Annotated in this window: 29 protein-coding genes and 4 pseudogenes; 13 read left to right on the forward strand and 20 right to left on the reverse strand. The window is 32.3% G+C overall.

All coding sequences use genetic code 11. The features are described 5' to 3' along the window. Nucleotides 1–131 (reverse strand): annotated as a pseudogene (xerS, locus tag BR43_RS20535) (tyrosine recombinase XerS); the annotation flags it as partial. Nucleotides 132–398: 267 nt separating this feature from the next. Between xerS and relB the strand changes: the two are divergent. The 3 genes from relB (at nucleotide 399) to BR43_RS00310 (ending at nucleotide 1,540) form a co-directional block, all read left to right on the forward strand. After that, entirely contained in the window at nucleotides 399–710 is a 312-nt protein-coding gene (gene relB, locus BR43_RS00300; RefSeq protein WP_034558221.1) for a type II toxin-antitoxin system RelB/ParD family antitoxin, read from the forward strand. Between the two features lie 298 nt (nucleotides 711–1,008). After that, a complete protein-coding gene (locus BR43_RS00305) occupies nucleotides 1,009–1,275 on the forward strand; it encodes a type II toxin-antitoxin system RelB/DinJ family antitoxin (protein WP_034558223.1) in 267 nt (88 codons plus the stop codon). Continuing rightward, nucleotides 1,268–1,540 (forward strand): type II toxin-antitoxin system YafQ family toxin, encoded by a 273-nt coding sequence (locus BR43_RS00310; protein ID WP_034558226.1) that lies wholly within the window; start codon nucleotides 1,268–1,270, stop codon nucleotides 1,538–1,540. Before BR43_RS00305 ends, BR43_RS00310 begins: the two co-directional genes overlap by 8 nt. A 301-nt stretch (nucleotides 1,541–1,841) precedes the next feature. On the opposite strand, the gene BR43_RS20670 is transcribed toward BR43_RS00310, so the two are convergent. The 6 genes from BR43_RS20670 to BR43_RS00335 all read right to left on the reverse strand — a co-directional run bounded on the left by BR43_RS20670 (nucleotide 1,842) and on the right by BR43_RS00335 (nucleotide 4,980). Further along, the gene (locus BR43_RS20670; RefSeq protein WP_080732592.1) at nucleotides 1,842–2,096 is read right to left on the reverse strand and encodes an AbrB/MazE/SpoVT family DNA-binding domain-containing protein; all 255 of its coding nucleotides are present in this window, start codon (nucleotides 2,094–2,096) and stop codon (nucleotides 1,842–1,844) included. Nucleotides 2,097–2,185: 89 nt separating this feature from the next. Next, on the reverse strand, nucleotides 2,186–2,473 hold the full coding sequence (locus BR43_RS00315) for a hypothetical protein (RefSeq protein ID WP_034558228.1): 288 nt from the start codon (nucleotides 2,471–2,473) through the stop codon (nucleotides 2,186–2,188). A gap of 371 nt (nucleotides 2,474–2,844) precedes the next feature. Next, nucleotides 2,845–3,447, reverse strand: a complete 603-nt coding sequence (gene fic / locus BR43_RS00320) for a protein adenylyltransferase Fic (protein ID WP_034558230.1) — start codon at nucleotides 3,445–3,447, stop codon at nucleotides 2,845–2,847. A gap of 84 nt (nucleotides 3,448–3,531) precedes the next feature. Further along, nucleotides 3,532–3,882, reverse strand: coding sequence for a type II toxin-antitoxin system PemK/MazF family toxin (locus BR43_RS00325; RefSeq protein ID WP_034558232.1), 351 nt, complete (start codon nucleotides 3,880–3,882; stop codon nucleotides 3,532–3,534). Next, nucleotides 3,876–4,139 carry an AbrB/MazE/SpoVT family DNA-binding domain-containing protein gene (locus BR43_RS00330; protein ID WP_051926839.1) on the reverse strand — a complete coding sequence of 88 codons (264 nt, stop codon included), beginning with the start codon at nucleotides 4,137–4,139 and terminating at the stop codon, nucleotides 3,876–3,878. Before BR43_RS00330 ends, BR43_RS00325 begins: the two co-directional genes overlap by 7 nt. Nucleotides 4,140–4,419: 280 nt before the next feature. Beyond that, the gene (locus BR43_RS00335; protein WP_034558409.1) at nucleotides 4,420–4,980 is read right to left on the reverse strand and encodes a tyrosine-type recombinase/integrase; all 561 of its coding nucleotides are present in this window, start codon (nucleotides 4,978–4,980) and stop codon (nucleotides 4,420–4,422) included. A gap of 247 nt (nucleotides 4,981–5,227) precedes the next feature. On the opposite strand from BR43_RS00335, the gene mazE reads away from it, so the two are divergent. From mazE to BR43_RS00355, 4 genes and pseudogenes are all read left to right on the forward strand, one after another. After that, nucleotides 5,228–5,458, forward strand: a complete 231-nt coding sequence (gene mazE / locus BR43_RS00340) for a type II toxin-antitoxin system PemI/MazE family antitoxin (protein WP_034558234.1) — start codon at nucleotides 5,228–5,230, stop codon at nucleotides 5,456–5,458. Further along, entirely contained in the window at nucleotides 5,458–5,799 is a 342-nt protein-coding gene (locus BR43_RS00345; RefSeq protein ID WP_034558236.1) for a type II toxin-antitoxin system PemK/MazF family toxin, read from the forward strand. The genes mazE and BR43_RS00345 overlap by 1 nt, the downstream gene beginning before the upstream one ends. A 243-nt stretch (nucleotides 5,800–6,042) precedes the next feature. After that, a complete protein-coding gene (locus tag BR43_RS00350) occupies nucleotides 6,043–6,336 on the forward strand; it encodes a transposase (RefSeq protein WP_034558238.1) in 294 nt (97 codons plus the stop codon). A 17-nt stretch (nucleotides 6,337–6,353) separates the two neighbouring features. Then, nucleotides 6,354–7,268 (forward strand): annotated as a pseudogene (locus tag BR43_RS00355) (IS3 family transposase); the annotation flags it as partial. Nucleotides 7,269–7,502: 234 nt separating this feature from the next. Here the strand turns inward: BR43_RS00355 and BR43_RS00360 are convergent. From BR43_RS00360 to BR43_RS00400, 11 genes and pseudogenes are all read right to left on the reverse strand, one after another. Beyond that, complete coding sequence (locus BR43_RS00360) at nucleotides 7,503–8,384, reverse strand: DUF2628 domain-containing protein (protein WP_034558240.1); 882 nt, start codon at nucleotides 8,382–8,384, stop codon at nucleotides 7,503–7,505. A 416-nt stretch (nucleotides 8,385–8,800) separates the two neighbouring features. Beyond that, nucleotides 8,801–9,103, reverse strand: coding sequence for a hypothetical protein (locus BR43_RS00365; RefSeq protein ID WP_135027489.1), 303 nt, complete (start codon nucleotides 9,101–9,103; stop codon nucleotides 8,801–8,803). Nucleotides 9,104–9,128: 25 nt separating this feature from the next. Next, the gene (locus BR43_RS00370) at nucleotides 9,129–9,704 is read right to left on the reverse strand and encodes a restriction endonuclease subunit S (protein WP_034558244.1); all 576 of its coding nucleotides are present in this window, start codon (nucleotides 9,702–9,704) and stop codon (nucleotides 9,129–9,131) included. Further along, nucleotides 9,701–11,289, reverse strand: a pseudogene (locus BR43_RS00375) (type I restriction-modification system subunit M). Before BR43_RS00375 ends, BR43_RS00370 begins: the two are co-directional and overlap by 4 nt. Before the next feature lie 40 nt (nucleotides 11,290–11,329). Then, a complete protein-coding gene (locus BR43_RS00380; protein ID WP_034558246.1) occupies nucleotides 11,330–14,317 on the reverse strand; it encodes a DEAD/DEAH box helicase family protein in 2,988 nt (995 codons plus the stop codon). A 332-nt stretch (nucleotides 14,318–14,649) separates the two neighbouring features. Next, nucleotides 14,650–15,051 carry a DDE-type integrase/transposase/recombinase gene (locus tag BR43_RS19400; protein WP_084679666.1) on the reverse strand — a complete coding sequence of 134 codons (402 nt, stop codon included), beginning with the start codon at nucleotides 15,049–15,051 and terminating at the stop codon, nucleotides 14,650–14,652. A gap of 12 nt (nucleotides 15,052–15,063) precedes the next feature. Next, nucleotides 15,064–15,504 (reverse strand): hypothetical protein, encoded by a 441-nt coding sequence (locus BR43_RS19405; RefSeq protein ID WP_135052785.1) that lies wholly within the window; start codon nucleotides 15,502–15,504, stop codon nucleotides 15,064–15,066. Between the two features lie 11 nt (nucleotides 15,505–15,515). Beyond that, nucleotides 15,516–15,653, reverse strand: a complete 138-nt coding sequence (locus tag BR43_RS20085; protein WP_169741001.1) for a hypothetical protein — start codon at nucleotides 15,651–15,653, stop codon at nucleotides 15,516–15,518. 425 nt (nucleotides 15,654–16,078) lie between these two features. Further along, nucleotides 16,079–16,894, reverse strand: coding sequence for a hypothetical protein (locus BR43_RS00390; RefSeq protein ID WP_034558248.1), 816 nt, complete (start codon nucleotides 16,892–16,894; stop codon nucleotides 16,079–16,081). Then, the gene (locus BR43_RS00395; RefSeq protein WP_034558250.1) at nucleotides 16,884–17,744 is read right to left on the reverse strand and encodes a hypothetical protein; all 861 of its coding nucleotides are present in this window, start codon (nucleotides 17,742–17,744) and stop codon (nucleotides 16,884–16,886) included. Before BR43_RS00395 ends, BR43_RS00390 begins: the two co-directional genes overlap by 11 nt. Before the next feature lie 131 nt (nucleotides 17,745–17,875). Next, the gene (locus BR43_RS00400) at nucleotides 17,876–18,751 is read right to left on the reverse strand and encodes a hypothetical protein (protein WP_034558252.1); all 876 of its coding nucleotides are present in this window, start codon (nucleotides 18,749–18,751) and stop codon (nucleotides 17,876–17,878) included. Nucleotides 18,752–19,881: 1,130 nt separating this feature from the next. Between BR43_RS00400 and BR43_RS00405 the strand changes: the two genes are divergently transcribed. Both BR43_RS00405 and BR43_RS19765 read left to right on the forward strand, forming a co-directional pair. Then, nucleotides 19,882–20,505: a recombinase family protein gene (locus tag BR43_RS00405; RefSeq protein ID WP_051933754.1), complete on the forward strand. Its 624-nt coding sequence runs from the start codon at nucleotides 19,882–19,884 to the stop codon at nucleotides 20,503–20,505. Nucleotides 20,506–20,507: 2 nt separating this feature from the next. Then, complete coding sequence (locus BR43_RS19765; protein ID WP_157463884.1) at nucleotides 20,508–20,660, forward strand: hypothetical protein; 153 nt, start codon at nucleotides 20,508–20,510, stop codon at nucleotides 20,658–20,660. A 560-nt stretch (nucleotides 20,661–21,220) separates the two neighbouring features. Here the strand turns inward: BR43_RS19765 and BR43_RS00410 are convergent. Both BR43_RS00410 and BR43_RS20090 read right to left on the reverse strand, forming a co-directional pair. Further along, nucleotides 21,221–21,810, reverse strand: a pseudogene (locus tag BR43_RS00410) (recombinase family protein). 369 nt (nucleotides 21,811–22,179) lie between these two features. After that, nucleotides 22,180–22,752: a hypothetical protein gene (locus tag BR43_RS20090; RefSeq protein ID WP_169741002.1), complete on the reverse strand. Its 573-nt coding sequence runs from the start codon at nucleotides 22,750–22,752 to the stop codon at nucleotides 22,180–22,182. Nucleotides 22,753–23,093: 341 nt separating this feature from the next. Here BR43_RS20090 and BR43_RS00420 point away from each other — a divergent pair, with 341 nt between their 5' ends. The 4 genes from BR43_RS00420 to BR43_RS00435 all read left to right on the forward strand — a co-directional run bounded on the left by BR43_RS00420 (nucleotide 23,094) and on the right by BR43_RS00435 (nucleotide 24,976). Further along, nucleotides 23,094–23,705 (forward strand): helix-turn-helix domain-containing protein, encoded by a 612-nt coding sequence (locus BR43_RS00420; protein ID WP_034558256.1) that lies wholly within the window; start codon nucleotides 23,094–23,096, stop codon nucleotides 23,703–23,705. A gap of 149 nt (nucleotides 23,706–23,854) precedes the next feature. Then, the gene (locus BR43_RS00425; RefSeq protein ID WP_034558258.1) at nucleotides 23,855–24,112 is read left to right on the forward strand and encodes a helix-turn-helix domain-containing protein; all 258 of its coding nucleotides are present in this window, start codon (nucleotides 23,855–23,857) and stop codon (nucleotides 24,110–24,112) included. A 122-nt stretch (nucleotides 24,113–24,234) separates the two neighbouring features. Beyond that, entirely contained in the window at nucleotides 24,235–24,627 is a 393-nt protein-coding gene (locus tag BR43_RS00430; RefSeq protein ID WP_034558260.1) for a hypothetical protein, read from the forward strand. Between the two features lie 19 nt (nucleotides 24,628–24,646). Next, the gene (locus tag BR43_RS00435; RefSeq protein WP_034558423.1) at nucleotides 24,647–24,976 is read left to right on the forward strand and encodes a DUF6075 family protein; all 330 of its coding nucleotides are present in this window, start codon (nucleotides 24,647–24,649) and stop codon (nucleotides 24,974–24,976) included. Nucleotides 24,977–24,983 lie beyond the last annotated feature (7 nt).

Genomic DNA, 24,983 nt, shown 5'->3' on the forward strand with positions numbered 1-24,983 from the left:
TCTTTTAAATATTCATATAATGTTGCTAAAGAGTAGGGGACACTTAGCTTTGCATAATAATATTCCTCAACATACCAGGGGAGGGTGACAAGCTCATTATTTATTAGTTCTTGTAATTTTTCTTTTCTCAATACGATTACCTCCAATTTATAGGGAAGGGAACTGATGTTCCTAATTAGATAATAGCATATAAAGCTATTTTTATCAACAAAAAATCGTTTATAACTATTTTTTTGATTGTAATTCTATATCATGACTATTGACGGCTTGGATCCTACTAATTTTAAAATACATGTTACTGTAAGTAAATTAAACCATATAAATTAGAAATGAAAACAATTGAAATGTTATCCATTTAGACGTACAATGGACACACAAGTAGAAGGGGAGGGTTTATAATGACCGCAATTAAAGAAAAATCTAGAATCTTTATTCGTGCAGAAACTAAATTAAAAGACAAGGCCACTAAAGAGCTCTCTAGTAAGCAGTTAGATTTAACCACAACTTTTGATTTATTTTTAGACAAAGTTGTCAAACAAAATAAATTCCCTTTTGAAATTACAAATGAAACTGCAGAAGAAAAAAATCTAGCAAATATTCGTTTAAATGTCATTGAAGGTTTGTCAGATGCAGAGGCGAACAGAGGTATCGGCGCAAGCACGTACCTGCAACAACTACAAACTAAAAAAGCCGAATTAATAAATAAGTAAGTATACAATCATCCTCACCAAATAAATACGAAACTTAATTGAATATAACTCTATTATATTATTTGGTATTTCCGAAATGGAAAAAATGTTAATGTTTTAACTATCTACAACAGATTAAAAAATACTACAGAAGTTTAATTGCAGAATAAAGTAGACAGTTTTTTGATATCATAATTCAATAAGATGCCTGAAAATAAAAACCCTTAATTTAACGTTTTATACGTATAATATACTTCCAATGTGTATTAATTAGTGGTAAAATAAAGTTAGATAAAAATAAGAGAGGATGAACGATACTATGACCACACTAGAAAAAAAACCAATTAATGTTAAAGTAAATAGCGAACTTAAAACTGAAGCAGAAAAGCTATTTAATGAATTAGGTTTGACAATGACAAGTGCTATTACTGTATTTTTACAACAGTCAGTATCAAACCAAGCAATCCCTTTTCAAATAAAAAAACCTAATGCGGAAACCCTTAAAGCTATTAAAGATATTGAAGATGGAAATTTAGAGGGTGGATTTAGCTCTGTGAAAGATTTGTTGGAGGATTTAAATGCTTGATATCTATTACACATCAAAATTTAAAAAAGACTATAAAAAAATAATTAAGCAAGGGAAAAAAACTTCAGAGTTAGAAAAAGTTTTAGATTACTTGCAACAACAAAAGAAATTACCAGAAAAATACAAGGATCACTTGTTAACTGGAAATTACACGGGTTTACGAGAATGTCATATTAATGCTGATTGGTTACTAATATATAAAATCGATCAAGAGAAATTAATCCTAGCTTTAGCTAGGACAGGATCTCATAGCGAGTTGTTTTAATTAAGATCAAAAATTTTATGAGTAGATAAAGTCATTTGTTCAGATATCTCAACTTTTCGCTTTATTTTTCCGAATAAATTTTTAATCTTAAAGTCTAAATAAAAAAAGAAATGCTGAGTTAGAAGCATTTCCTTTTTTATTGTAGAGCATACCGTAACTTTGGGTGAATGCGCTGTGTTGCAATGTATTATGTTCAACTTTCAGGAAAACTAATCTTTTTATGAAAGTTGAATAAGGCTAACAACTGAATAGCTGTTAGCCTCTTTTAATTTGTATATTCAACAGAATACTCTATCATTTTCTAATTACCCCATCTATAATTTCCAAATTCTTTTACCATTTCTTTTTCAGTTACAACATTGCCTTCCTCGAAATCTTTAAAACTTTCTTCAATTAGATTTCTATCATGTAATTTTTGTGTTTCTGATAAGTCTAATTGAATGATGCTTCCATTTTCTTTATACGTTAATGATTCGTCAACTGTTATTCCGTTATCTTTAGGTAAAATGACTCCAAGAGAATTCCCGATACGTATAACTTTTGTTTTTTTATGAATTCCACCTCATTTCCATTTAAAACTTTACTCTAAATAATAAAAAAATTGACATTGGACTCAAACTCATTTAATTACATATCTTCATTATATTATTTATCTCTTAACTCAATAAGTTTATTTACATTGCTAACTATTAACTCAAAGTATTCTTTTTGATGATCAGTAAACTCAGGTGATTTTCTACTTTGATAGATCAGAATTTCTTCACTATCATTGAAAACTCCGTAAGGACGATTTTCTTTTAATATTGCCTTTTCAAAAAAACTTTTTCTTTTTGGAAACTGTGTATACTCAATAATTCTGTTTAAACTCAAAGTATCATTTTCTAATTCTAAAATATTACTAATCTCATTCAACAATTTTTCCCGTTTTTGCATAATTTATTCAACCTCTCAACAGTTATTTTTCTAACTTAATTATACCTTTTTCTTTCAACAAGTTAAAGGAAGTAAATAATGCCATAACACTTGATTAAGTTCTTATTTTTTTATTACTACTCTAATACAACTTCTTTATATAGAAGCCAAGTTATCTAAATTGATAATATTAAGATTTTGCGATAACTCCCTAATTGCAAATCCATTATGCTTAAAATATGATTAACTCATAATTTTTATCTCATTTTAAATAAAAAATAAAAGAATCAACTTATGTGCCGACATAGGTTGATTCTTTTATTTGTTTCTATCGTTATATATCTGTACTTATAAGATTAACATGATATCTTAATAATTACAATACCACAGAATTAAAGGTCTTCTGTATTGTATTCCGTATATCCTTCATAATAGTAACTAACATCGATACCTTTCATATATATTTCTCGGTTATCAATAAATTTAGTCAGGGCATTAGTCAGAAGATATCGTATTTCCAAATCGTTAACCGGACTACGCTCCATAGCTGATAAATAATATTCTTTATTGATTAAATTCCAATCAATAACTTTTTTCACTTCTTTTTTTAAAATTAAATCTAACCATATTCTAGTGCTGCGTCCATTACCTTCTCTAAAAGGATGCGCTACATTCATTTCCACATATTTTGCTACAATCTCTTCAATTGTTTGTTGCGGCATCTGATCAATAAACTTTAATGAAGCCTCTAAGTACATAACTGGAGCAAATCTAAAATTACCTTTAGAAATATTAACGGTTCGAATTTCACCTGCAAAATCATAAATATCTGAAAATAGGTATCTATGAATATCAGATAAACCTTTATACGTACCAACCTCTAATGTATGAATATCGCCTGAATCATATAATTTCTTAGCATTAGCTTTACTAATTTTTTCTTCAGCCCTTGCTAACTTTACTTGATCAGTAATCCCTAGTTTATTATTTAGCATATTTCCCCTCCGTAATACTTACCTAAGCAGCAAAGCAAAAAAATGAAATATAGGCCAGGTTGTAAAATCAAAAAAGTATATAAACTACTCATTTACTTTTTTTGTCAATTCATGTATAGTATTTAAAACCGTATCAAGAATGTCATTTGGTATTTTCTCAAGATACTTTAAAGGCCTTACTCTATAATCAATCGTCATTAATTGTTCTACAAATAGTTGACCACTAGTTTTTGTTCGATCATCCAATACTACATGAGTAGGATAATTCCATTTTCCATTACTAATAGGAACAACCCAAGTAAAAGGAGATGTTTTTGATAGTAAATTTGCACTAACAACTAATGCAGGGCGTTGATCTTTTTGTTCGTGTCCTAATGAGGGGTCAAAATTTACTAGAATAATATCTCCTTGCTTAGGTATATATTTTCCTACCATTCTTCTCCAACTCTCCCCATACTTAACCAAGCACTGTCTTCTACAGTTGGTTCATAAAATCCACCATCATAATTTTCAAACATCTCTTCTAAAGTTTTAGTTTGTCTTCTTTTTTTTATAATAATTTGATCCGCATCTGCTACAATTTCAATTTCTTCAGAATCATGAAATCCAGCAACTGCTAAAAGTTCTTTTGATAGACGAACAGCACTACCATTCCCCCATGTTTTAACACTAGCATCAACAACATAGCTCATAAGAACACCTTCCTTCTAAAATAAGTATACACGAAAGTAGATACATTGTAAAGTAGATACTTTCGTGTATACTTATACTTAATAATTATTTATGACTAAATTTTAGAAACGTATTTTGATGCATTTATGACCAATAATCCATATGAATAGTTTCAAATGACCTTAAAAAGCTCCTCACAACATTCAACTATCACTATATTTTAAAATTATCTTTGATTTCTCCTTGAACAATGAACTTATTAACTTCTGATGTATTCATTAAAGACTGATAATATTGGATTTAAAAGCCTAATTTAAAATCAGCCAAACTTTCACCAATTTCTTGATCTGTGATACCTAAATATCGTTTTGTAATCTTTTCGCTAGAATGATTAAAAATAATCATTAAGGTTCCAATATCTTTTGTCTTCATATAATAATTATAACCAAATGTTTTTCTCATCGTATGTGTGGCCAAGTCTGATCTCTCTAATTGGATACCTACATTTTGAAATACACGGTATAATCCATTTACAGTTAAGTGACTATTCCCCACATGTGAAGGAAACAAATAATCCTCTTCAGTTAAATTCATTTCTTCAATATACGTTTTAATTAATGGCTGTAAATTTTCTAAATGTAGTGTTTGAGTTTTCCCCGTTTTTTTCTCAATAATTTTTGGTGTAAGTGAATATGAAATATCTTTCACTTTTCGACAAACAATATCTGAAGCACGTAATCCAACATTGATTCCAAATAAAAAGAGAAAAACATTTCTTTTAGAATATTTTGTTCGTCTAAGAACAAAAAGTACATCGTCAATATCTGATTTTGTTCGAAGTGGTTGCACATTATAAGACAAAAAATCATTCCCTTCCGGAATTTTTAACTGCACTATTTCCTTTCTATTGTACCATATTCATGCGGTTAGTTATACAAAATTCAGAAACCCTTTATTTGAAACAAAGTAACCGCACTATTTTATCTAAAATAGTGCCCTTGTTTTATTTTTAATTTTCTCCTCAGTTTCATGTTGTTATTTATAAAACATGAAATTATCTTTGCAACACATAGTTTTTATACTATAATAAATAAAAGGAGTGTTTAAAATGTTGCTAACAAAATCAAGAATGCAAGGTAGTTCTGTAGTGATAACACTACCACCTCATAATGGTAAAAAACCAGAGTCAAATAAAGAATATTTAGTTGTCTATTCTTCAGACGGCACTATTCTTTTAGTTCCTAAATTATCTGACCCTTTTGAAGGCGGAGATGAAGGAGAGTTTTATGAATTGGATGATTGGGAAGATATTTCACCTGAAGGGAGAGAATTAATCTAATGTCAGAAAAAGAAAAATATATTCCTAACAAAGGAGATATTGTTTGGGTTGATTTTGATTCCTCATCAGAACAAAAAAATCAAAAACGTCGATCTGGTTTGGTTGTTTCTCGTTATGATTTTAACAGAAAGACACGATTTGTAATTATTTGTCCGATTACCTCTACAATAAAAGACCTACCCACTAGATACACACTCCCAACTGAAATGGATATTAATGGACAGGTCCTCATTTCTCAATTAAAATCACTGGATTTCAATTCTCGGAATTTAGTACTTGCGGATTATTTACCATTACAAGATATGGCAAAAATAGATCAAATTATTGACTATATATTTTAGTTTTTCTATTCTTAATAACTAGCATCTATAAATCTTTGTTAAATTAGGATTCATAGATACTAGTTTTTTGGGATATTTTTTATTTATTTCAACTGTATATTAATTTAATTTCAAGCAATCGCTCTTTTTTGTGATCCATTGTATTTTCCCCAACATCCATCACCTTAGTGCTAGTATAAAAATAGGAACAGTAAAACGTGGAGAGTTGAGGTATACTAAAAGAAACCTAAAGGAGACTTCTCAATGACGCAACACACAAAAGAATTCAAAGAATCTGTTTTAGCCTATCGAACCGACCATCCCGAGTTAACTGTTCAAGCCTGTTGTCGCAACTTAGATATCAGCGCCTCAACCTACTTCAAGTGGGTAAAAGAAACCGCTGAAAATGAAGGAGAAGTAATCAGACGTGGCTCAGGTAATTTTGACAGTTATCTAGCCAAAGAAAATGCTCGTTTGAAGCGAGAGCTTAAAAACCAAACAGATGCCTTGGCCATCTTAAAAAAAGCCATCGGTATTCTGGGCGACGAAGTGAGGTAGTTTACAACCTTGTAAACGATTGGAAACATCCCCTCTCAATTCACAGCGTACTGACAATTCTGGGTGTTTCCACATCTGGTTACTACAGCTGGAAAAAACGTGCCCCATCTAAGCGACAAAAGCGTAAAGAGAGTCTAACAGAAAAAATTCGAGACATCCATGAGGCGTCGCATCAAAATTATGGGGCACCAAAAATTAGCGAAGTCCTTCACTCTCAGGGAGAATCTGTCTCGGAAAAAACAATCGGAAATTACATGAGAGAGGCACAAATTAAAGCTCAATATGTAAAGAAATTCGTTAAAACAACCTTAAATAGCGATTTTAGTAGTAAATTGACCAATCTTTTAAACCGACAGTTTAACCCCAAACAACCTGATTCCTACTGGTGTAGCGACATCACCTATATTTGGACAAAAGAAGATGGGCTTGTTTATTTGACAAGTATTATGGATTTATACTCACGTAAAATCATTGCTTGGCAAGTGACCAGCACTCTAGAAGTCAGTTATGTTGTTCGCTGTGTAGAAGAGGCAAAGCGAACTCGACAGGTCAATCAACCGATTGTCATCCACAGTGACAGAGGCAGTCAGTACATTTCAGAAAAATATAAGCAGGCTCTTGGACCATTGTTCAAATTAAGTTATTCCAAAAAAGGAACACCATGGGATAACGACTGTATTGAATCATTTCATGCCCTGATCAAACGAGAATGGTCAAATCGTGCTCAAATTCTAACACTAGCTGACGCTAAGCGGTTGGTTTTCGAATACATTGAAACGTTCTATAATACGGTCCGCATTCATAGTGCTTGCGGGTATGTGTCACCCATTCAATTTGAAAAAGCTTATATTGGATCGCTTAAGTTGAACCCAATCAAGCCCTTCAATGAAGACAGACTGACAGCTAGTCTAAAAAAGAAGGCGTTATCGTAATTAGCCGTTTTGATCAATACCAACATTCTTGATTCACTCTGTTTCTACATCCTCTCAACATGAAGTTAGAAATAGCTAAGCAAAAAAACTGACTCTCTCGGTTTAAGTTGTCCTTTTTCTTGACATAGTACCACACAGTCCTTTCTATTTCAAAACTTATATATGAAAAACATTTCAGATAATACATCATTTAAAAGAGGATAAATTTGAATTGTAAACTAGAACTATATATTTTTAGTTGAATGACACATATACTATTTGTGTTTTAGGAATATACTCTATAAGTACTGATTGGGCTTCTCCAGTAGTTGTATTAGCGATAGCTCTATATTTATTTTTTTCGATTTTATCTGTTATTGTTACATTTTGAATATCTATCCCATATTTATCAACTAATATTTGTTTAGCTGTTTGTTCCAGTTCATCAGTTTGATAACCTGGAAGTGCTATTGATATACCTAAAGAAATAACAATTGCTGCTATAGGTACCCAATTTTTGTTAAATACATCTGGAATTTCAGGCCACATTGTCTCGCCTAGTTCTTCTTTTCTTCGAACATCAATTTTCCCACAAACACCAAAAATAATTGCGGATATTAGAATTCCAATTTTGTAATCTGAATGCAAAAAAACATATCCAAAAGGTAGTGATATCAAAAGGGTCAAACTGTAAAGATATAAGCCTTTTTTCCATAATCCTTTGTAAATATAGTAAAACACTGAAAATACAATTGCCCAGAAACTTAAATTAGTTTTCTTCCAAAAATTCTTAATATTATTAAGAAAATCGTTATTTAAATTGGATTTATTGTTACTAAATTTTTGTTCATATTTTTTGTCTTGGAAAATTTCAACATCTTCAATCAAATTATATACTTCCACTGTATCTTCTTTCGAGACTTCTTCACTGATAGATTCATCCTCAACATATTCTGTGTCATTACTATCTATTTTTATTTCCTCAATAATGTTTCCATTATCTTTTCTATTGTTGAATTCATCCGTGCTATTTACTTCTTCAATATTTTCTTTTTCTGGTTCAATTTTATGGCCACAAGCGCTACAAAATTTTGCTTCTTTAAAATTTTTAACTCCACATTCTGTACAAAAATTCATTTTTTAATTTCTCTCCTTTTATTGTGTTCTTTTTAATATTCTATAAAGCTTTGTTTGTAAAATTATGTCACCTTCTGATGACCGTAAGACATTGTAGATTGACCATTAGAAGAGTTATCTAGTGTTATAAGCAAGAACTTTTATAATTTTCATCATACGACCATTTACCCATTGAAGTTCCTACCATTACTGCATCTGTTCCTGAGTAAAAACTATACCTATTACCAAAGTCGTCTTGGAATGCTGTATATCTACTATCCTTTGTAAGATAATTTTTCCTACCCTATAAAGTTATGATTTCTACCACTTGGCTCAATAATTCATCATATTTTACTTTCATTCTTGCGATGTAGCTTTCAATTTTTTTAGTTTCTGCAGTAGTATAGGGATTACTTTCATATAATGTTTCTAAAAAATTAATTCGCAATAAAACTTCTTCGTTTGTGTATATTTTCTACCAAATCTATGATGTTTTTTTCTTCTCTTTTAAATCCATCATCTATGTTACTTGAGGACTCATTTATTTCAGTTTCTGTACTATTAATGTTCCTTGAGTTTTTAGAATCCGACTCATTTTCATTAGTATTTTCTTCCTTTTCTATCGATGAACGTTTCCTTGTATGAGATGAAGGCAAAGATTTCTGCATATTATTCGATCGATATCCGACTAAAAATGTGACAGGCGCTAGCAAAATTATTCCCAATTTATATTTTTTCATATTTCCATCAATTAAAAATTTCAAGTTAAACTAACATTTTCTGTAAAAATCCTTTTTTCTGTTCTTTTAGTAAATCTAATTTACGCTGATGAAGAGCGATAGTGTAATCGAGTTGCTGGAAGAAAGTACCGATTTTTGTTTGTTCATCTTCATTTGGTAATAAAATAGAAGCATCTTTTATATCAGAAGAATTGATGCTTTCAAAAGTTGAACCTGTACTTAGTTTAGTCCAAAAACCATTCTCTTTCATTCTTCCTAATGTTTGAAATATGAATTCGCTACCTTTAATCGACGCTACCCCTCGACCAAGAACAACGTCATAATCAGTCTTTCCTACATCCCCAACAGGCGCTCTAACGCTCAAAATTAAGTCTCCCTTATCTGCCTTTTTAGTAACTTGTGTAGTCCAAACACGAGGAACAACTTTATTATTTTTCATATCAGCATTTCCTTGCACAAGTATATAATCACTTGGATTTTCAGTATAGTTCTCAGAATTTGGTGACTGACCCATAGTGATTTGTACAATATTCCCCAACTTACGCTGTTCCCAATCGTCAGTAAATCCTTCAAATCTTATTTTTGGTTTAGTCGTACTCATTTAAATACTGCCTTTGTTGCTTCAATGAGTTCTTTTGTTTCATCTGTCACAGATAATTCATTAAATAAAGTGAGAAAATCTGTCTCTGCTTGAGTCATTTCTTCATTTAGTGAGCTCATTTCATTGCTTAATTCAATTAAATCTACTGGTTCTTCTTCTTCAAACGTATCTACATAACGAGGAATGTTTAGGTTATAGTCATTTTCTATAAGTTCATCTAACGTCGCAATGTGAGAATATTTTTCGACTTCTTTTCTTTGAATCACTGTATCTAGTATTTTGTCTACATCCTCCGGACGTAAATGATTTTGATTTTTTAATTTTTCAAAATCTTTACTTGCATCAATAAAGAGAATATCTGAATCCATTCTATTTTTTCTTAAGATTAACACGCATACTGGAATCGAGGTATTCAAGAATAATTTGTCTGGGAATCCAATCACCACTTCAATTTGATGTTTGTCAATCAGTGCTTTACGGATACGTCCTTCTGCAGCTCCACGGAATAGAATGCCATGAGGGAGAATAATCGCCATACGTCCATTGTCTTCTAAATGGTACAGACAGTGCAATAAGAATGCATAGTCTGCTTTTGTTTTAGGCGCAACTCCATATTCTCGCCAGCGAGTGTCGTCTTCACGATCTTTATTATCCCAATGAGCCGAGTAAGGTGGATTGGCCATTACAGCATCAAACATACGAGGCGTGTCTTTTCCTTCTACTACTCCATCTGGCCAATCACTTTTTAACGTATCTGCATGATTGATTTGGATATCATTGTATTCAACTCCATGCATCATTAAGTTCATTCGTGATAAACGGTACGGAGTAGCGTCTTTTTCTTGTCCAAAATACTTAATCATGCCACGTTTGTTCGAATTTTTTAAATAGCTGGCTGTTTTTAGTAAAAGAGAACCTGAACCAATTATTGGATCATAAATAGTAAAGCTTTCTGCTTCTTCTCGACCATGAGTTAAAACACGAGCCATGACTTCAGAAGGTTCCTTTGGTGTGTAATATTGTCCCATATCAGAAGCCAATACAACCGCAAATTGAGCCACTAGATACTCATAAATATCTGAAACGGTATCGTCCCCACTAGATAAATCAAATTCAGGTGCAGATAATAAATCAATCATAGAGATCATCACACTAGCACGTGCTTGCGCATTCGCTCCTAAATCCGCACTATCAAAGCGCATTCCATCAAAAATACCTTCAAAATCATTTTTTGCTTCAAACGCAATTTGCTGATTAAAGTGACCAAAGGTATCTGTCATTTTACCAATATTGAATTGATCTTCATCAATTGCTTGTTTCCAATCTGCAAAGAAATCACCTGGTTGAATCCCATAGCCTAGATTTTTTTCATATAATCTAAGGCTTTAGTTGAATCTTGTGCATACACGTTCTCCCATGTTTCCCCACGTAACGTAAGGTCTAACCATTTTGTTGCTTTTTCAGATAAAAATTTATAAAACAAAATTCCAAAAATATAATCTTTATAGGCTGTTAATCCAATTTGTCCTCGTGTTTGATTTAACATCCCCCACATTCTAGTTTGTTGTTCACTTGATAGTCCCATTCACTTAGTCCAACTTTCTTTTTCTAATTTTTTTCTTTTTTTACAACGAATTAAAGAAATTCATCAAGGCTTCTTCAAAATCAGAAGCACCAAAAAATGAAATATTTTCTTCTTCTTCAATAAAATGAACGATTTCCGCAAGCTTTGGATTATCATTCAAGGTATAACCTGGTAAGAATAAATCAAAAGCTTCCACAATTCTATTTCCATTCACATCTTGATTGGCTGCCCAACGACGAATAATTAATTCCCTACGTTGTGTGCGATATTTTCCACGAGTGGTCTGAAGTGTTTCTGTTGTAAAGTGAGTTGTAATGTCTCCAGATTCAATTTCAACCACAATTTCTTGAATTTCTTTACGACTTTCATCATCCATTGGCGTAATATGTTTCTCAATCGATTCTTTATTCGCATCGGTTGTCTTATCAATATAGAGATTCAATAGTTCAACTAAGTGATCATAATCAATTATTTCATGGTCATAAAACTCAATTCCCAACTTAATTGCCGTTATATCTGGCTTTTCTGAAGGAGGTAATTTTTCAATAGCGTCATTTAATCGAGCTTGTAAGCCTCCAAATTCAGCATTACTTGCAATATCTAATGTCACCATATGACCCGAAGGTTCATTTTGATCGTTTAATTCCTCAATTTCGCTACCCAGCTCATACCCCTGTTGAATCAAACGTTGAATTTTATTTTGTGTGGGTAAAGCTAGACCCACAAACTCTTTTAATTCAATCTCTCCACGTGGAACCTGACTAAAATCTTCTCCAGCAAGTTCTTTGAGACGTACGACTGAATCTTCTAAGCTTAGAATTTGTTGACTTTGTGATTTAGCTAGAATATCATCGTCTTCTAGTCCACCATTTAATTCTTTCTCAGTTTCATCTTCAGCTTCTTGAAGCGTATCATTTCCACCTCTTGTATAAATACGTAACGCGTTTTCGACAAAAGCTTGCATCTCATCTCCTTGACGATAAAAACGTACTTTTCCATGAGGTTTACTGTTTCGGTCAAAGGTACGATTCGTTCGGGACATTGCTTGAATTAACATGCCTTCTTTTAACATCTTATCCATATAAATCATATTAATGTACCGAGAGTCAAAACCGGTTAATAATTGATCTGACACAATCACTAAGTCTAAACGATCTTCGTCATTCCCTTTATTGTAAGGCTTTTTACGAGCTAACCTCTTTGTGATATCTAACATATAGGCACGAGTAGGATTCACTGCGTCTAAGATACTGAATACCTTATAGCGATTCACATAGTCTTTAATCGCTCTTTTTAGAAACTCATTCTGTTCTTTTGTTCCTACCTCATTGGATTCATCCTTAGAAAATGTCATCGCTACGTTTAAATGAGGAGCTTTTTCTTTGAAAATGTTGTAATAATGCATAACAGCTTGTTTACCAGACACCGCAAACATAGCTTGAAACTCATTTTCTTTTCTTCTTCCTGCAATTAACGCTCCACTAGAAGTTTTTTCCCAATTGGTTAAAATATCTTGGACTACTTCTTGACGGTACATATCACTTTGATAAATTTCTTTTTCATAGTCTTGTGCATCAAATTGAGTATCTGGATTCTCAATCACAAAATTGGGTTTAAAATACGTCACATCAAACCCTAATACATTCCCATCACCAATCGCATCTTTAATCGTATAGGTGTGTAGACGTTTTCCAAATATATCATGAGTAGAAATATCTCGTGTCGTTTTTACCTCGTTTAGTTCATCACTATAAAAGTTTGGTGTACCGGTAAAACCAAACCAAGTTGTTTTACTGAATGCTTTCTTAATTAATCCTACAGATTCTCCACTGGCACTTCTGTGCGCTTCATCCATGATAATGACGTTCCAATCATTATTCACTAAGCCACTTTTTACAGCCTTAGTGAGTCCTTGAACGGAAATGAGTACGATTTGAGAAGCACCTTTGTGCTTCAATTCTCTTTTAAGCTCCTGTCCATTCACTTTTTTGATTCTATTTTTAAAATGTGCATAGGCAAAATCTTTAAAATTATCTAAGGTTTGATCAATCAAATCCACACGGTCTACGATAAAGAGAACAGTACGCACCCTAGGGGACGAAGCTAATAATTGAGCAACTTTAAAAGACGTTACCGTTTTACCTGATCCCGTCGTATGCCAAATATAACCACCTTCTTTTTCGATAAGCCCATTGGTTTCCATTTTTCTCATTCGATCGATAATTTTTCGTGTTGCTTTGATTTGATAGCTACGCATCACCATCAAATTATCAGAGGATGCATCTGGGATCATATTAATCGTAACCAATCGATGTAAGGCAGGAATTCCCATGATTTGGTGCGCAAATTCAAAAGCATCCGTAATGTCTTTATTGTTCTCATCTCTCCATCCAAAAACAAACGTCTTATTGTAGTTGTCTAATGAATTAGGACGTGCTAAGTAATGAGCTGCGTGCTGGCTAAGGATAAATTGAACTTGGACCATCCCAAATAACCCTTCATATAAGCCATCCCCATGATAGCCTTTTAATTGTTCAAAGGCATTCCATTGATTTTGTAGGTGTTCGTCTTTTAATTCAATATGGGCAACAGGAATTCCGTTTATCAGTAAAGACAAATCAATAATGCGTTTCGTAGTTAATCCTTTGGGTAAATCTGAGAAAATAACTTGATTAACCACTTCATACCGAGAACGTCCACCGGCCACATCATCTTCATAAAAAATTTCAATTTCCAAATTAGTTCCATCGTCACGAGTTAACAGAATCGAACCGACTCCACCAGCACCCACTAATAAAAGCTGTGCGTCAAACGGCGTACGAATGCGTTGTAGTTCTTGAAGAATCAGGCCAAATTCAATGTCTGAAAGAGGTTTTTTATTCAACTTATGCGCATTCATTTCATTCAATATGTCACGCCAGTGTTCTTCTAATTCTTTTATACCAACATTGGAATAGTCTTTTCTATAGGTCCAGCCTTCGGCTTCAATCTTTTTAATTAAAGCCTTTTCAAATTGTACTTCTGCCATTTTAGTGCGCCCTCTCGACATTAAACTAACTGATAATCAATTAGTTTAGATTTTAGTTTTCTTTGTTCTAATCACCGATTACAATTTGTTTTTTTATATAAAATAAATCATGTTTTCTGTATTATTATACCATATTTCTAACGGGTTTGAGCACTAAATATCTTGAATAGACTCGATTTTTATTTGGATTACTAAAAAAGCTATCGATAATTGTACCGACCCCAAAAAGGTAGACTTAAAAATCTAATTTTTTGGAGGTCTTTTTTGGATCTGAGTCAATAGGTGAGACAGTTTTTGAGAGAGATTTTTTTATGTTAAGCAGATAAAATGTGCTACTCCAATTGACTAGGAGTCAAATAAGCTAACGCTCTGTGAATTTTTCGAGTAGCGTAAAATCCTTGTACATAACTAAAAAGTTGAGTTTTCGTTTCTTCAAACATTGAATACGTCGATCTTTGATACACATGTTCTTTCTTTAATGATGCATGAAAAGATTCAATTCCTGCATTGTCATAAGGACAGCCTTTACAGCTGTAGGAGTGTGAAATTCCTAATTCTTTAAGCCTTTTTTCATATTCTGCGCTAGTATATTGGGATCCTAAATCTGTATGCACCATACAATTGTTTAGTAATTCCCGTTTTAGACTAGCGTCTTCTAGAGCTTTAATGACAATTTCTGTTTCCATGTCTTTATTAAAAGGATACCCACTAATCTTTCTTAAATGCAGATTCATAATCGATGATAACTAGCACCAGCCATTTTCTAGCGTGTGAATATAGGGGATATCTGCCACCCATTTTTGATTCAATCCAGTGGTTGAAAAATCCTGGTTTGCTATATTTTTATAGTTTTTTAGAATTTTTTTAGATGATTTTTCTGCTTTGAATTTTTTAATTGTGATCGATTGAATAGTCTGCCTCTTCATAGACTGTTGAACGCATTTCATGCTTGTTTTTCGATAGTCTTGATACTTCTGAGTAAGTAGATAATGACTTTTAACGGCACCATAGATACGATCACTTTCGTGATAGATACGTAAAAATCGTTCATCTAATAAATCTCGTTCTAAAGCTCTCTTGGATGGTTTAAAATTTATTTTGCGGTAATAGGTTGCTTTAGAAACGTCAAGTAAGTCACACATCTTTTTGACACTATGGCAGCCTGCTTCGCTTTCTTGACGAATCAACTCAATTAAGTTTAATTTTTTGCCAGAAGTACCGCTACTCTTTTTAAACTTTCAATTTCCTTTTTTAACCGCTTATTTTCTTTGATTAGCTCATGTTCCTTTAAAAAAAAAGTATCTTTTTGTTTACAGGATTTACTTGATTGATTCATTTGTTAATCGTTGAAACACTCGCGTTATATTTTTTAGACAGTGAGTTGATAGATTGGCCGGTCTGACTCAGAGATATAATGGATTTTCTAAATTTTTGTGAATATCTTGTAGTAATATTTTTAGTTGGCATAATAAAAAACTCCTTTATTAGATTATAACGAACATTTTGTCCGTAATCTTATTATAGGAGCCAAAAGTTATTGTTTGGAAAGTTAGGACTAAAATGACAACTTCACTGGTACTTTTAATATATCGAAGGGTTTTACAATTCCAAAAGACCAATAGATCTTTTGGAATTGTTATTGTAATTTTTTAAAATCGTATTTCAATAGTTTCTAAAATAGATTTGATACTTAAATAACACTCCTATAAAATTGGAATGGAGTCAATTAACAAAGGTTACCTCAAAAAGATAAAAATTTAATCAAAGATATCTTATCCTTGTTATTTCAAAGGTCAAATCGATTTGATCTAACTCATGCATCTGCAATAACTTATTAAGCTTTTCTTTATTATAATTTAAATAATAATCCTCTAACGCACTTACAAATTCTTCTGTAAAATTAAACATCCTCTCATAATAGCATTCAAAAATTTTCATACCATATATAGCAACCTGTATATCATTTATATTTTCTCTTATTGAAAATGCTTTGATACAATACCAAAATTCTTTATAGTATAAATTATCCAAGTCTAACATTGCTTTTTCAAGTCCTTTGTTCTTTAGAACATTACTGTTCTTAAAGTATTTATTCATATTAAAAGATAAATTTTTATCAAAATTTTTAGTAATGGTTGTTGTGCTTGCTAACATTAAGTGAGGGTTTTTCATCATAATTTCTTTTGTAATCATTTGCAATCCGGTAAATATTTTTACTGCTTCATTAAAAATTTCGACATTTTCCATTTTTTTTAATGTAATACATAGCCTATCAAACACATGCGTTATAAATAAGGAAATTGGATATGTTTTAACCATCTCAACATAGATGTATAATCTAATTTCTAGTGGCAAAAAAGATATTTCTCGAGACTTATTAATAGTAAATCCATCTTTATAGTAATCAATAATAGTAACTTTAATTAATTCTTCAATTTTATTATTGCTCTTAAAAGGTTTGCTATACACTTTTTCTATACTATCAAAAAGTATGCTAAATTCTTTGTTAAAATAATCATTAATCTCTTTTGAATTATTAGTATTGATTACTGCTCTTAACTCGTATTTATTCATCATAATAATACCCCATTATTTGCTTTCTAAATTCAGACATAACTTTTTTAAAATTCATACTTTCAGATAAAAATAATTTATCTTGATATTCATTCTTCAGTTTAAAGGAAACGCTATGGGCTGCTCTTGATGTAACTAATATAACAAAATCGTAATTTTTAATCCCTCTAGGTTGATTAATTGCAGACTCAAAATTCACATGTTTTATTCTATATTCTGAATATAATCTTTCAATATCAGATTGGTTCCACTCACCTTCCATAAAAATGCCAAGACTTTTTCCTTTGATTCTTTCTTTGAAACTTTTTTCATATTCGGTTAATTTTTCAGATTTTCTCATTTGTAAGAGAGTTTCTTTAATATCAATCGTGTCTGATTGTAATGCAATATATTCTTTTTTTACTTCTCTTGCTAAATCTAAATTTTCTATGTCTTCTGCTGTTAAAACTTGATAGTTTTCATCTGATAATGCTATGAATAATTCCGGATCACCTGATAAAATACAATGCGTCCATGTTTTTATTTTATTTTTTTCAAAAAAATATTTACTATTATCTTTATCAAAACATTCATATTCATCGGCCCATGATTGATACCATTCGACTAAAGCTTTAAATAGATGCTCAATATTTCTAGAATTATTTTCTACTTCAAATCGAATTCTTTTAAAGTAATCATTTTCTCGGTCAGTAAATTTTTTATTAGTAATTTCATCCAAATGAGCGCTCCCAATACCATCTTCAATTATTAATTCAGCACATTCAATTAGTTTTTCTAAGTCTTTAATTGAACGGTATAACAAAAATTTTATTATTTTTAAATTATATTCATTTGTTACTTTTTCAACTTTCAATATAAAACCTCACTTAAAAAACAATTTACTTAATTAAATATTTTTATACACTGAAACTTTATTTGATAGATAATTAAATGTAGTATACTCTATTTTTAGGACTTTTTTTGTAGGCAACTAAACTTTAAAGACTAATTTCCATTTCTATCAACTACACGAATTTCTCCCGATTTGTACACGTGATAATAAATATTTGTTGCCATACTCTGTAAAGCAGGATCATTTGGCTGTCCGTATACCATAAAATATTCACCTTGATCACTTACAGAAAATTGCATAGGGATATTTCCAGCGTTTTCAAAATCATTAATTACTAATTCTTTAGCTGTTTCTGCATCTATTTCAGATGATGAAGAATTTTCTGATAATTGATTTAAATTCAATTGAGCATCAGGATATAATTCAGAAAATATATTTATCAAATCTTCATTATAGGTATCCTTTATTCCTAAATCAGCCCTATCATCATAAATTTTTTTGAATTGAGAATCTGGGATAAGATCTATTGCTGAGGGATTAGTTGAATATTTTTTCAATTCATTTCTTTCATCAATATAATTAGAAAATGTCTCCATAGAAACGATTTTATTTTTTTTAGAAACTAGTGTAGCCAATTTATCTATATTTTTTTTTGAGTTATTTCTTAAAGTTTCAAAACCATTACTATCCCCTATTATTAATTGATATTTACTTGTAGCTTCATCATACATTTCTTCTGCTTCAAGTTGTTGAGCTTCTTTAAATAAATTAATTTGTTTTATTAATGATTGCACTTCTTTATTTTCATATTTTTTAATATTTAGCTTTTCTAAAATAATTAAACCTTCATCGTATTTTTCAGATATAACTAATTCAATTGCTCTATCTAATTCATTTATTTGCTCACTAGACTCTAGAGCACTGTTTTTAGTTATACTATCTTCCGTATCTTCTTTTTTTGAACATCCAGTTACTAATAATAAAATTAAAATTGATATGGTAATAATTTTTTTCTGAGCATATCTCATTAAAACTCTCCTTTTATATATCTATTATTTTAATTAAAGAACATATAAGTAAAATATTTAATTTCGTACAAGCTAATTATACGTCATTTTATTCATGGAAATATTCTATTAATAACGAAATTAATATATGACTTCTATAATGGAATGACGGACAAGTTTTTCACTATAATCTATTAAGAGATTTTTTTAATATGGCAACTAAAAATAAAGCGACAAGATATTCCAAAGAATTTAGAGAATCCGTGATATCCCTGAGCCAGACTGGTAGGTCAGTCAACTCACCATCTAAAGAATATAACGTGAGGACTCCTATGTCAAGTTTCAAAACAATAATGCCGATATTTCATAAACATACTCTCCATTTTATAGGATATAGGGATGAATGATTTACTTTGTTTTATACACAGTTCTCAACGCTTCCGGCATAGGATAAATCACTATGTTTTTTCTGACTCCCATTTCACTGATCTCAAACTCTTCATCTAACCAACGTTGTAATTCGGAGCGTTCAGTTGATTCAAAATAGACCTTACTACTAGTAATTCCAATTTAAAATTTTTCGTCAATTTTTGGTTATCCTTCAGCAATCATTTTTTCTTTTATACCTATTTTTTCCAGATTTATTTTTAAAATATCCAAATATTGTCGATCATATTTATTTGCTACTTTCATTTATTTTTTAAGTTCCGTAAATAGCATTGCGGCCTTTTAAAAATTATACACTTCGATCCCCTCATCTACTTTCTTATTTTATTTTAAACTACATTAGCAACCTATAAAAAACAAATACAATCCTAAAATGACAACGAATTTCCCCAATCTGCAAATATTGATTGTTACTTTTATTTTTGATAGTTAGAAATGACTTTCTCAAATTTTTTTAACAAGCTACAAGCTATAAGATACACTATCAATATTTATAAGTTTTGACAGTGTATCATAAAAAATAGCATTTGTTCATAAATAATCAAACTACAGCATTTGACTGTACCATATTCCAATTGGATCAATCAAAAAAGGGTAGTCAAGAACTTATAAGTTGTTGACTACCCCTTTTTTTATTGGTTTAATTGACCTGAGGGGTAGTCAGATACTCTATTCTGTATGTTTTTGTAAATGGAGGGAGAAAATTGGCAATTTATGGGTATGCGAGAGTCTCGACTCTCGGTCAAGAATTAAAAGAACAAAAATCATTACTGAAGAAAAATGGTGCCGAAATAATTTTTTCGGAAAAAATGTCTGCCACAAATCGAAGTGGAAGAAATGAACTAAAAAAATTGTTGGAATTAATTAAACCAGGTGATATAGTTTTAGTTAAGAAAATAGATCGTTTGGCAAGAAGTATCAGAGACTTAAGAATGATTGTAGATGAAATAATTGAAAAAGGTTCTTCAGTAATTTTTATCGACGACAAAATGGAATTTAATGGCGCTGAGAAATCTAGCCCATTGCAAACCATGATGTTAAATATGCTAGGATCGTTTGCGGAGTTTGAACGTGACCTAATTGTAACTAGAACACAAGAGGGAAAGGCATACGCTAAAAAGACCAATAAGAGCTATCGGGAAGGACGTCCAAAGGCAACACTCACGACCAGAAAAATGGAAGCCTACGAAAAATTAATGTCTGGTAAGAGTTATAAAGAAGTGGCTAAAGAGACTGAGATTAGTAAAAGTACGCTGCAAAGAATCAAACGCCAGGTGCAAGAAAATAAAAAAGAAGCTAGTACCTCAATAGCTCATGTGGAGGAATAATTTTGGATATTAATTTAGGCAATATAGATAATCATTCAGCCATTTATAGAGTAGGGATAGGCGAGATAGTCACAGTAGTGTGGTTAGAATTTGATGATGAAGGCAATTTTTATATAAAAATGAATCCGATATGGAAGATAGAATCAGCTCATTAGATAATGAATTAAAGCCAAAAATCAGGGCATTTATTGCGTCAACAAATGATCTTATTCATACAGCTTATTTGATTAAAAATAATAAATAAAACCAAATAAACACAATTTTTAAGGAGAAAATATGCAAGTAGATATAGGGGATAAAATTTCAGCTCATTCCATTCAGGCAAATAATGTTACTGGTAACGTAACAGCTATATTGGGGTCCCGAGCGCGCAGGGGGAATTTGTATCGATAAGGAATTTATTGGTGACCTGTGTTGTTATTTTTGTCCAATAAGAAATCAATTTATCATTGCCATTAGGCCAAAAAATCAACACTACCAAGTCATAGAAACATAATAAACTGTAGTTTCTATATTTAACTATAGTTTTTTATGCAACTATTGAATCTGAATTACATGTATTTGCTATAAAATCACGAAAATAATTAGGACCTCAACACCTAATATCATTGGCGAAAAATCCCTCGATTTCTCAACGACTGGTCCCTTTTAGAGGGAGAAATAGGGTTGTTTTACGTAATCGCTTCACTGATTTTCAGAATACGTTGTCAATGGTTTAGGGGTTTTTTCCATTCTTTTCATCTTCCTTCATTTTATCCAGATAGCGATATATTGTGGTTCTAGAAACGTTCCATTTTTCAGCAATTGTTTTTATGGGCGTCTTGTTGTCTACCAAAGTTTTAAGCAAAATTAAATCTTGTCTTGAGTAGTTAATTTCTCAGGTCGACCACCAAATCTACCTCTTGCTCTTGCTGCAGCTCTGCCAGCCGAAGAACGTTCTAAAATCAAATTACGTTCAAATTCTGCGAATGCTGCAAATAAGTGGAAAATTAATTGACCGGTTGAACTTGATTTATCCATTGTAATATTTTCTTGTATGCTATGAAAACTCACCCCACGATCATTTAGTTTATTTACTATGGAAATTAGATCTTCCATATTTCTACCCAATCGATCTAATCTCCAAACAACAATTGAATCTCCTTCTCGTGCAAAATCAATTGCCGATTCCAAACCAGGTCGTTTATTTTTTGCACCACTTATATAATCAGTAAAAATCTTTTCACATCCAAAAGATTTCAAACTGTCTTCTTGTAAATCTAAATTCTGTAATCCAGTTGAAACACGTGCATATCCAATATTCAAAATTATCTTCTCCTTCTTTTCCTAACTATTGTACCATAACTTTAATCAGACAGTTTAATTGAACATAGATTTTATTACGGCTTTCTGAACACATAATTAAACTAAATCATCAACAATTAGACAAAAAATCAGAGTGTACAGAAAAGGACCATTTTCTGGACACTGCTATTCCTTTTTCCAACACGCGTAAAATTTATACTAAAAAATCTACGAGCAGTCTTGCTACCTTCATAATAGACACATGTCCATTATCGATAAATCAATATTTTTTAAAGATCCATTACTTTTCCTTTTTATCTTTACTTTACATTTCAAAAAAGTAAAGTAAAGATAAAAAGGAGAGCCACATGTATTTAGCTGTCTTTTTCCTTACTGTATTTTTTCAAATTCTGTTTCTTCTAAAAATTTAATATCAATCAAACCGTCCAAGCTTTGTGCTTCATAGTAGAGCTTTTTAGGGAGGAATCTACGGTCAATATGAGTGACTCGATAAGGATTTTCTATTAGGTAATCTCCTTCCTCTGTATAGATACGAATAAAATCATTTACTTTTGCTTTTTCCTTCATTTTTTTCTTTCCCCTTTCGTTTTGTGTCGGCCCAGCGGGAGCGAAAAGCTGAATTTTTTCCGTTTTGTTGGCCAGCCAGTCACCTCGAGGCATTAAAGGGAATCCAGAAAAAAGAGTCCCTTGCCGCTTCAGCGGGTAGGGACTCTTTAGCCAAAAAATTTTTCGGACGGGACCGGAACAGCGTGGAGAGGACGGAGGAAAAACTTTTTGCGATTCTTGATTCGCTTTTCTGTTCCCGGATAGCAGCATGTGGGACCGCAGGGAGGGCTCCCGCCTGTCGATTGCCGTGGAACAGTCCGAAGAGGTAAAGCCCTGATCCGGCCGCGCCGGATTGCCTAGGGCATATGGCGACACAAAACGAAAAAAGATCTCCATAAACGGATTTCTAGAAAGTAGTTTTTAATTTTTAACGACACAATAACGCCTAATCAAACATTCCCAGATTGCTATAGTCGTCCTCAATACTGAAGTAAAAAAATGAATTGGGGTGTTCATCATGACCGAGAAACGTGAAATTTTGAAGAACATGATAAGGCGAACTGTACTCGACCATTTTTACCAAAACCTCTCTATCATAACCAACAGTTTTCCCGATTTCTCCTACATTAAGCTGAGTGAAGATGCTACTGGGCACAAAATCCAGTATTCTGTCTTTTTTTTATCTTTACTTTACTTTAAAATATGGTAAAGTAAAGATAAATGAGAGGGGGAGTCACATGTTAAACGTCTCTGAAGTACTCACCATTCTTGAAAAAGAAGGCCTGACGAGTTCTAGACAAGTTGTATTGCGTTGGATTCGTCAAGGAGACTTGCCAGCTGTACAAAAGACTCGGAAAGAAGGCTATCAGGTGGCGCAATCAGACCTCGATGAATTTATCGCAAGGAAAAAAGAAACAGCTGCAAGCACCGAATCCGCCGTACAGATAACCAATGACTATCGAGCAGGCTACCAGGCAGCCATAAAAGATCTGTTGGAGAAAGCTATGGTGAGCGGGTCCGGAGACCTTTTTCTTTTCAGGAAAAATGTCAGTATCCCGATCCATTTAGCTGATTTCAAGGAAATGGCAGCGAGAAATTTCTCTACAGGGAAAAACAACACCTTCTATCAAACCGCCATTAAAAATCTCTTTCACCCATTCGGACGGAAGACACCGGAGAACGTCATCTATGTCTATCCTTTGGGAGATTATTATAAATTAGCCAACCTGATTATCAGTAAAGAAGAATTGTCTGATTTCATGAAAGAAATGGATTTGGAAGGTGCCAGTCTTTCTGATGTTTTCGCGCGCCTTTATCTTTACTATCTGACTTCAGGTAAAGTAAAGTAAGAAATCCTTCCATTGATTCAGACAAAAAGGGGTTTTTGGGACGTTTTATCCTTCTATTCAGAAAAAACACGTCCGAAATAACGCATTTTAAGGTGATTTCAGATTTATTTTGCCGGTAAGCCATCATTAAGAAATGAAAGGGTGATTTCATGATTGACTATCGTTACCAAACCTTCCTAGTTTTAGCGGATTCCTTAGACTATGCAAAGGTTGAGGAAGAACTGTGCCTATCAAAACCAGCGATTACGCAGCATATCCACTATCTCGAAACGGATTTGGAAGTTACATTATTCCAGAACCAGGGTGGCAATTTGGTACTTACCAAAAAAGGACAATTACTGAAAAACCGTTTGGTTGTCATCAATGATCACATTGATGATTTATTACGCTCATTGGCCAGTAAATAGCTCCTAATCCTGAATAACTAAAACAAACTGTCTTTCGTGATTATAGACATTTTTGTTTAACAAGATGCGGTATAATACTAGCATAGAATTTAGCTCAAATGTGATGAGGAGGCAATAACGAGATGGACGTTCAATACAACAATCATATATATAGCAATAGCGCCTTATGGTCCGCGCTACAAGCAGAAGGTATTATCAGCGATCAGTATGCCATTGTAGAAATATGGATAGGAGAGTCCCCATACAAAATTGTCAAAGCGACGGAAGCCGAGCAAATCATGCAACAGATAGTCCTTGAACAGCTGGAGGGATTCGATCCATTTACCCGTGAGGATGTCTATTTAGGGGATTATTATGCAGATAATGTGGTATATGACCAAGAAACATATATATTAGACTATGAATCCATATTTAGCCCTACCTATTCAGATACTGCTAAAAGAAAAATAGAAGAACTGATTGAAGCAATAAATGCCAAAATAGGTCCTTGTTGTGAAATACAGGATGACTTTTGAATAGAAATGAGGGGAAAATATGTACAACGACAATTACACAGAGCTACTTATTAAGGACAAGACCAGTGAAACCGATGTTGAGCGTAAAGCTCTGTTTCTTATCTTCTCAACTGACGACTTATACAGAAAAGTGACGCACCTATATGATTTCAAGGAACACTCTATTAAACCGGAATCCCTAGAAAATGGAGAAGTAGACTTAAGCAGCAGCTCACGCAAATTAGTTTTGGCGGCATTTAATTTATACAATGGACACTACAAAGCCGATTTATGTGATACCTTCGCTGGCCTTGACGACGAAAACTTCGACTTAATGATCCAAGCCATAAAAATTCGATTCAACAAATGATACTAGC

This window comes from Carnobacterium gallinarum DSM 4847 (assembly GCF_000744375.1).
GTDB classification, from domain to species: Bacteria; Bacillota; Bacilli; order Lactobacillales; family Carnobacteriaceae; genus Carnobacterium; species Carnobacterium gallinarum.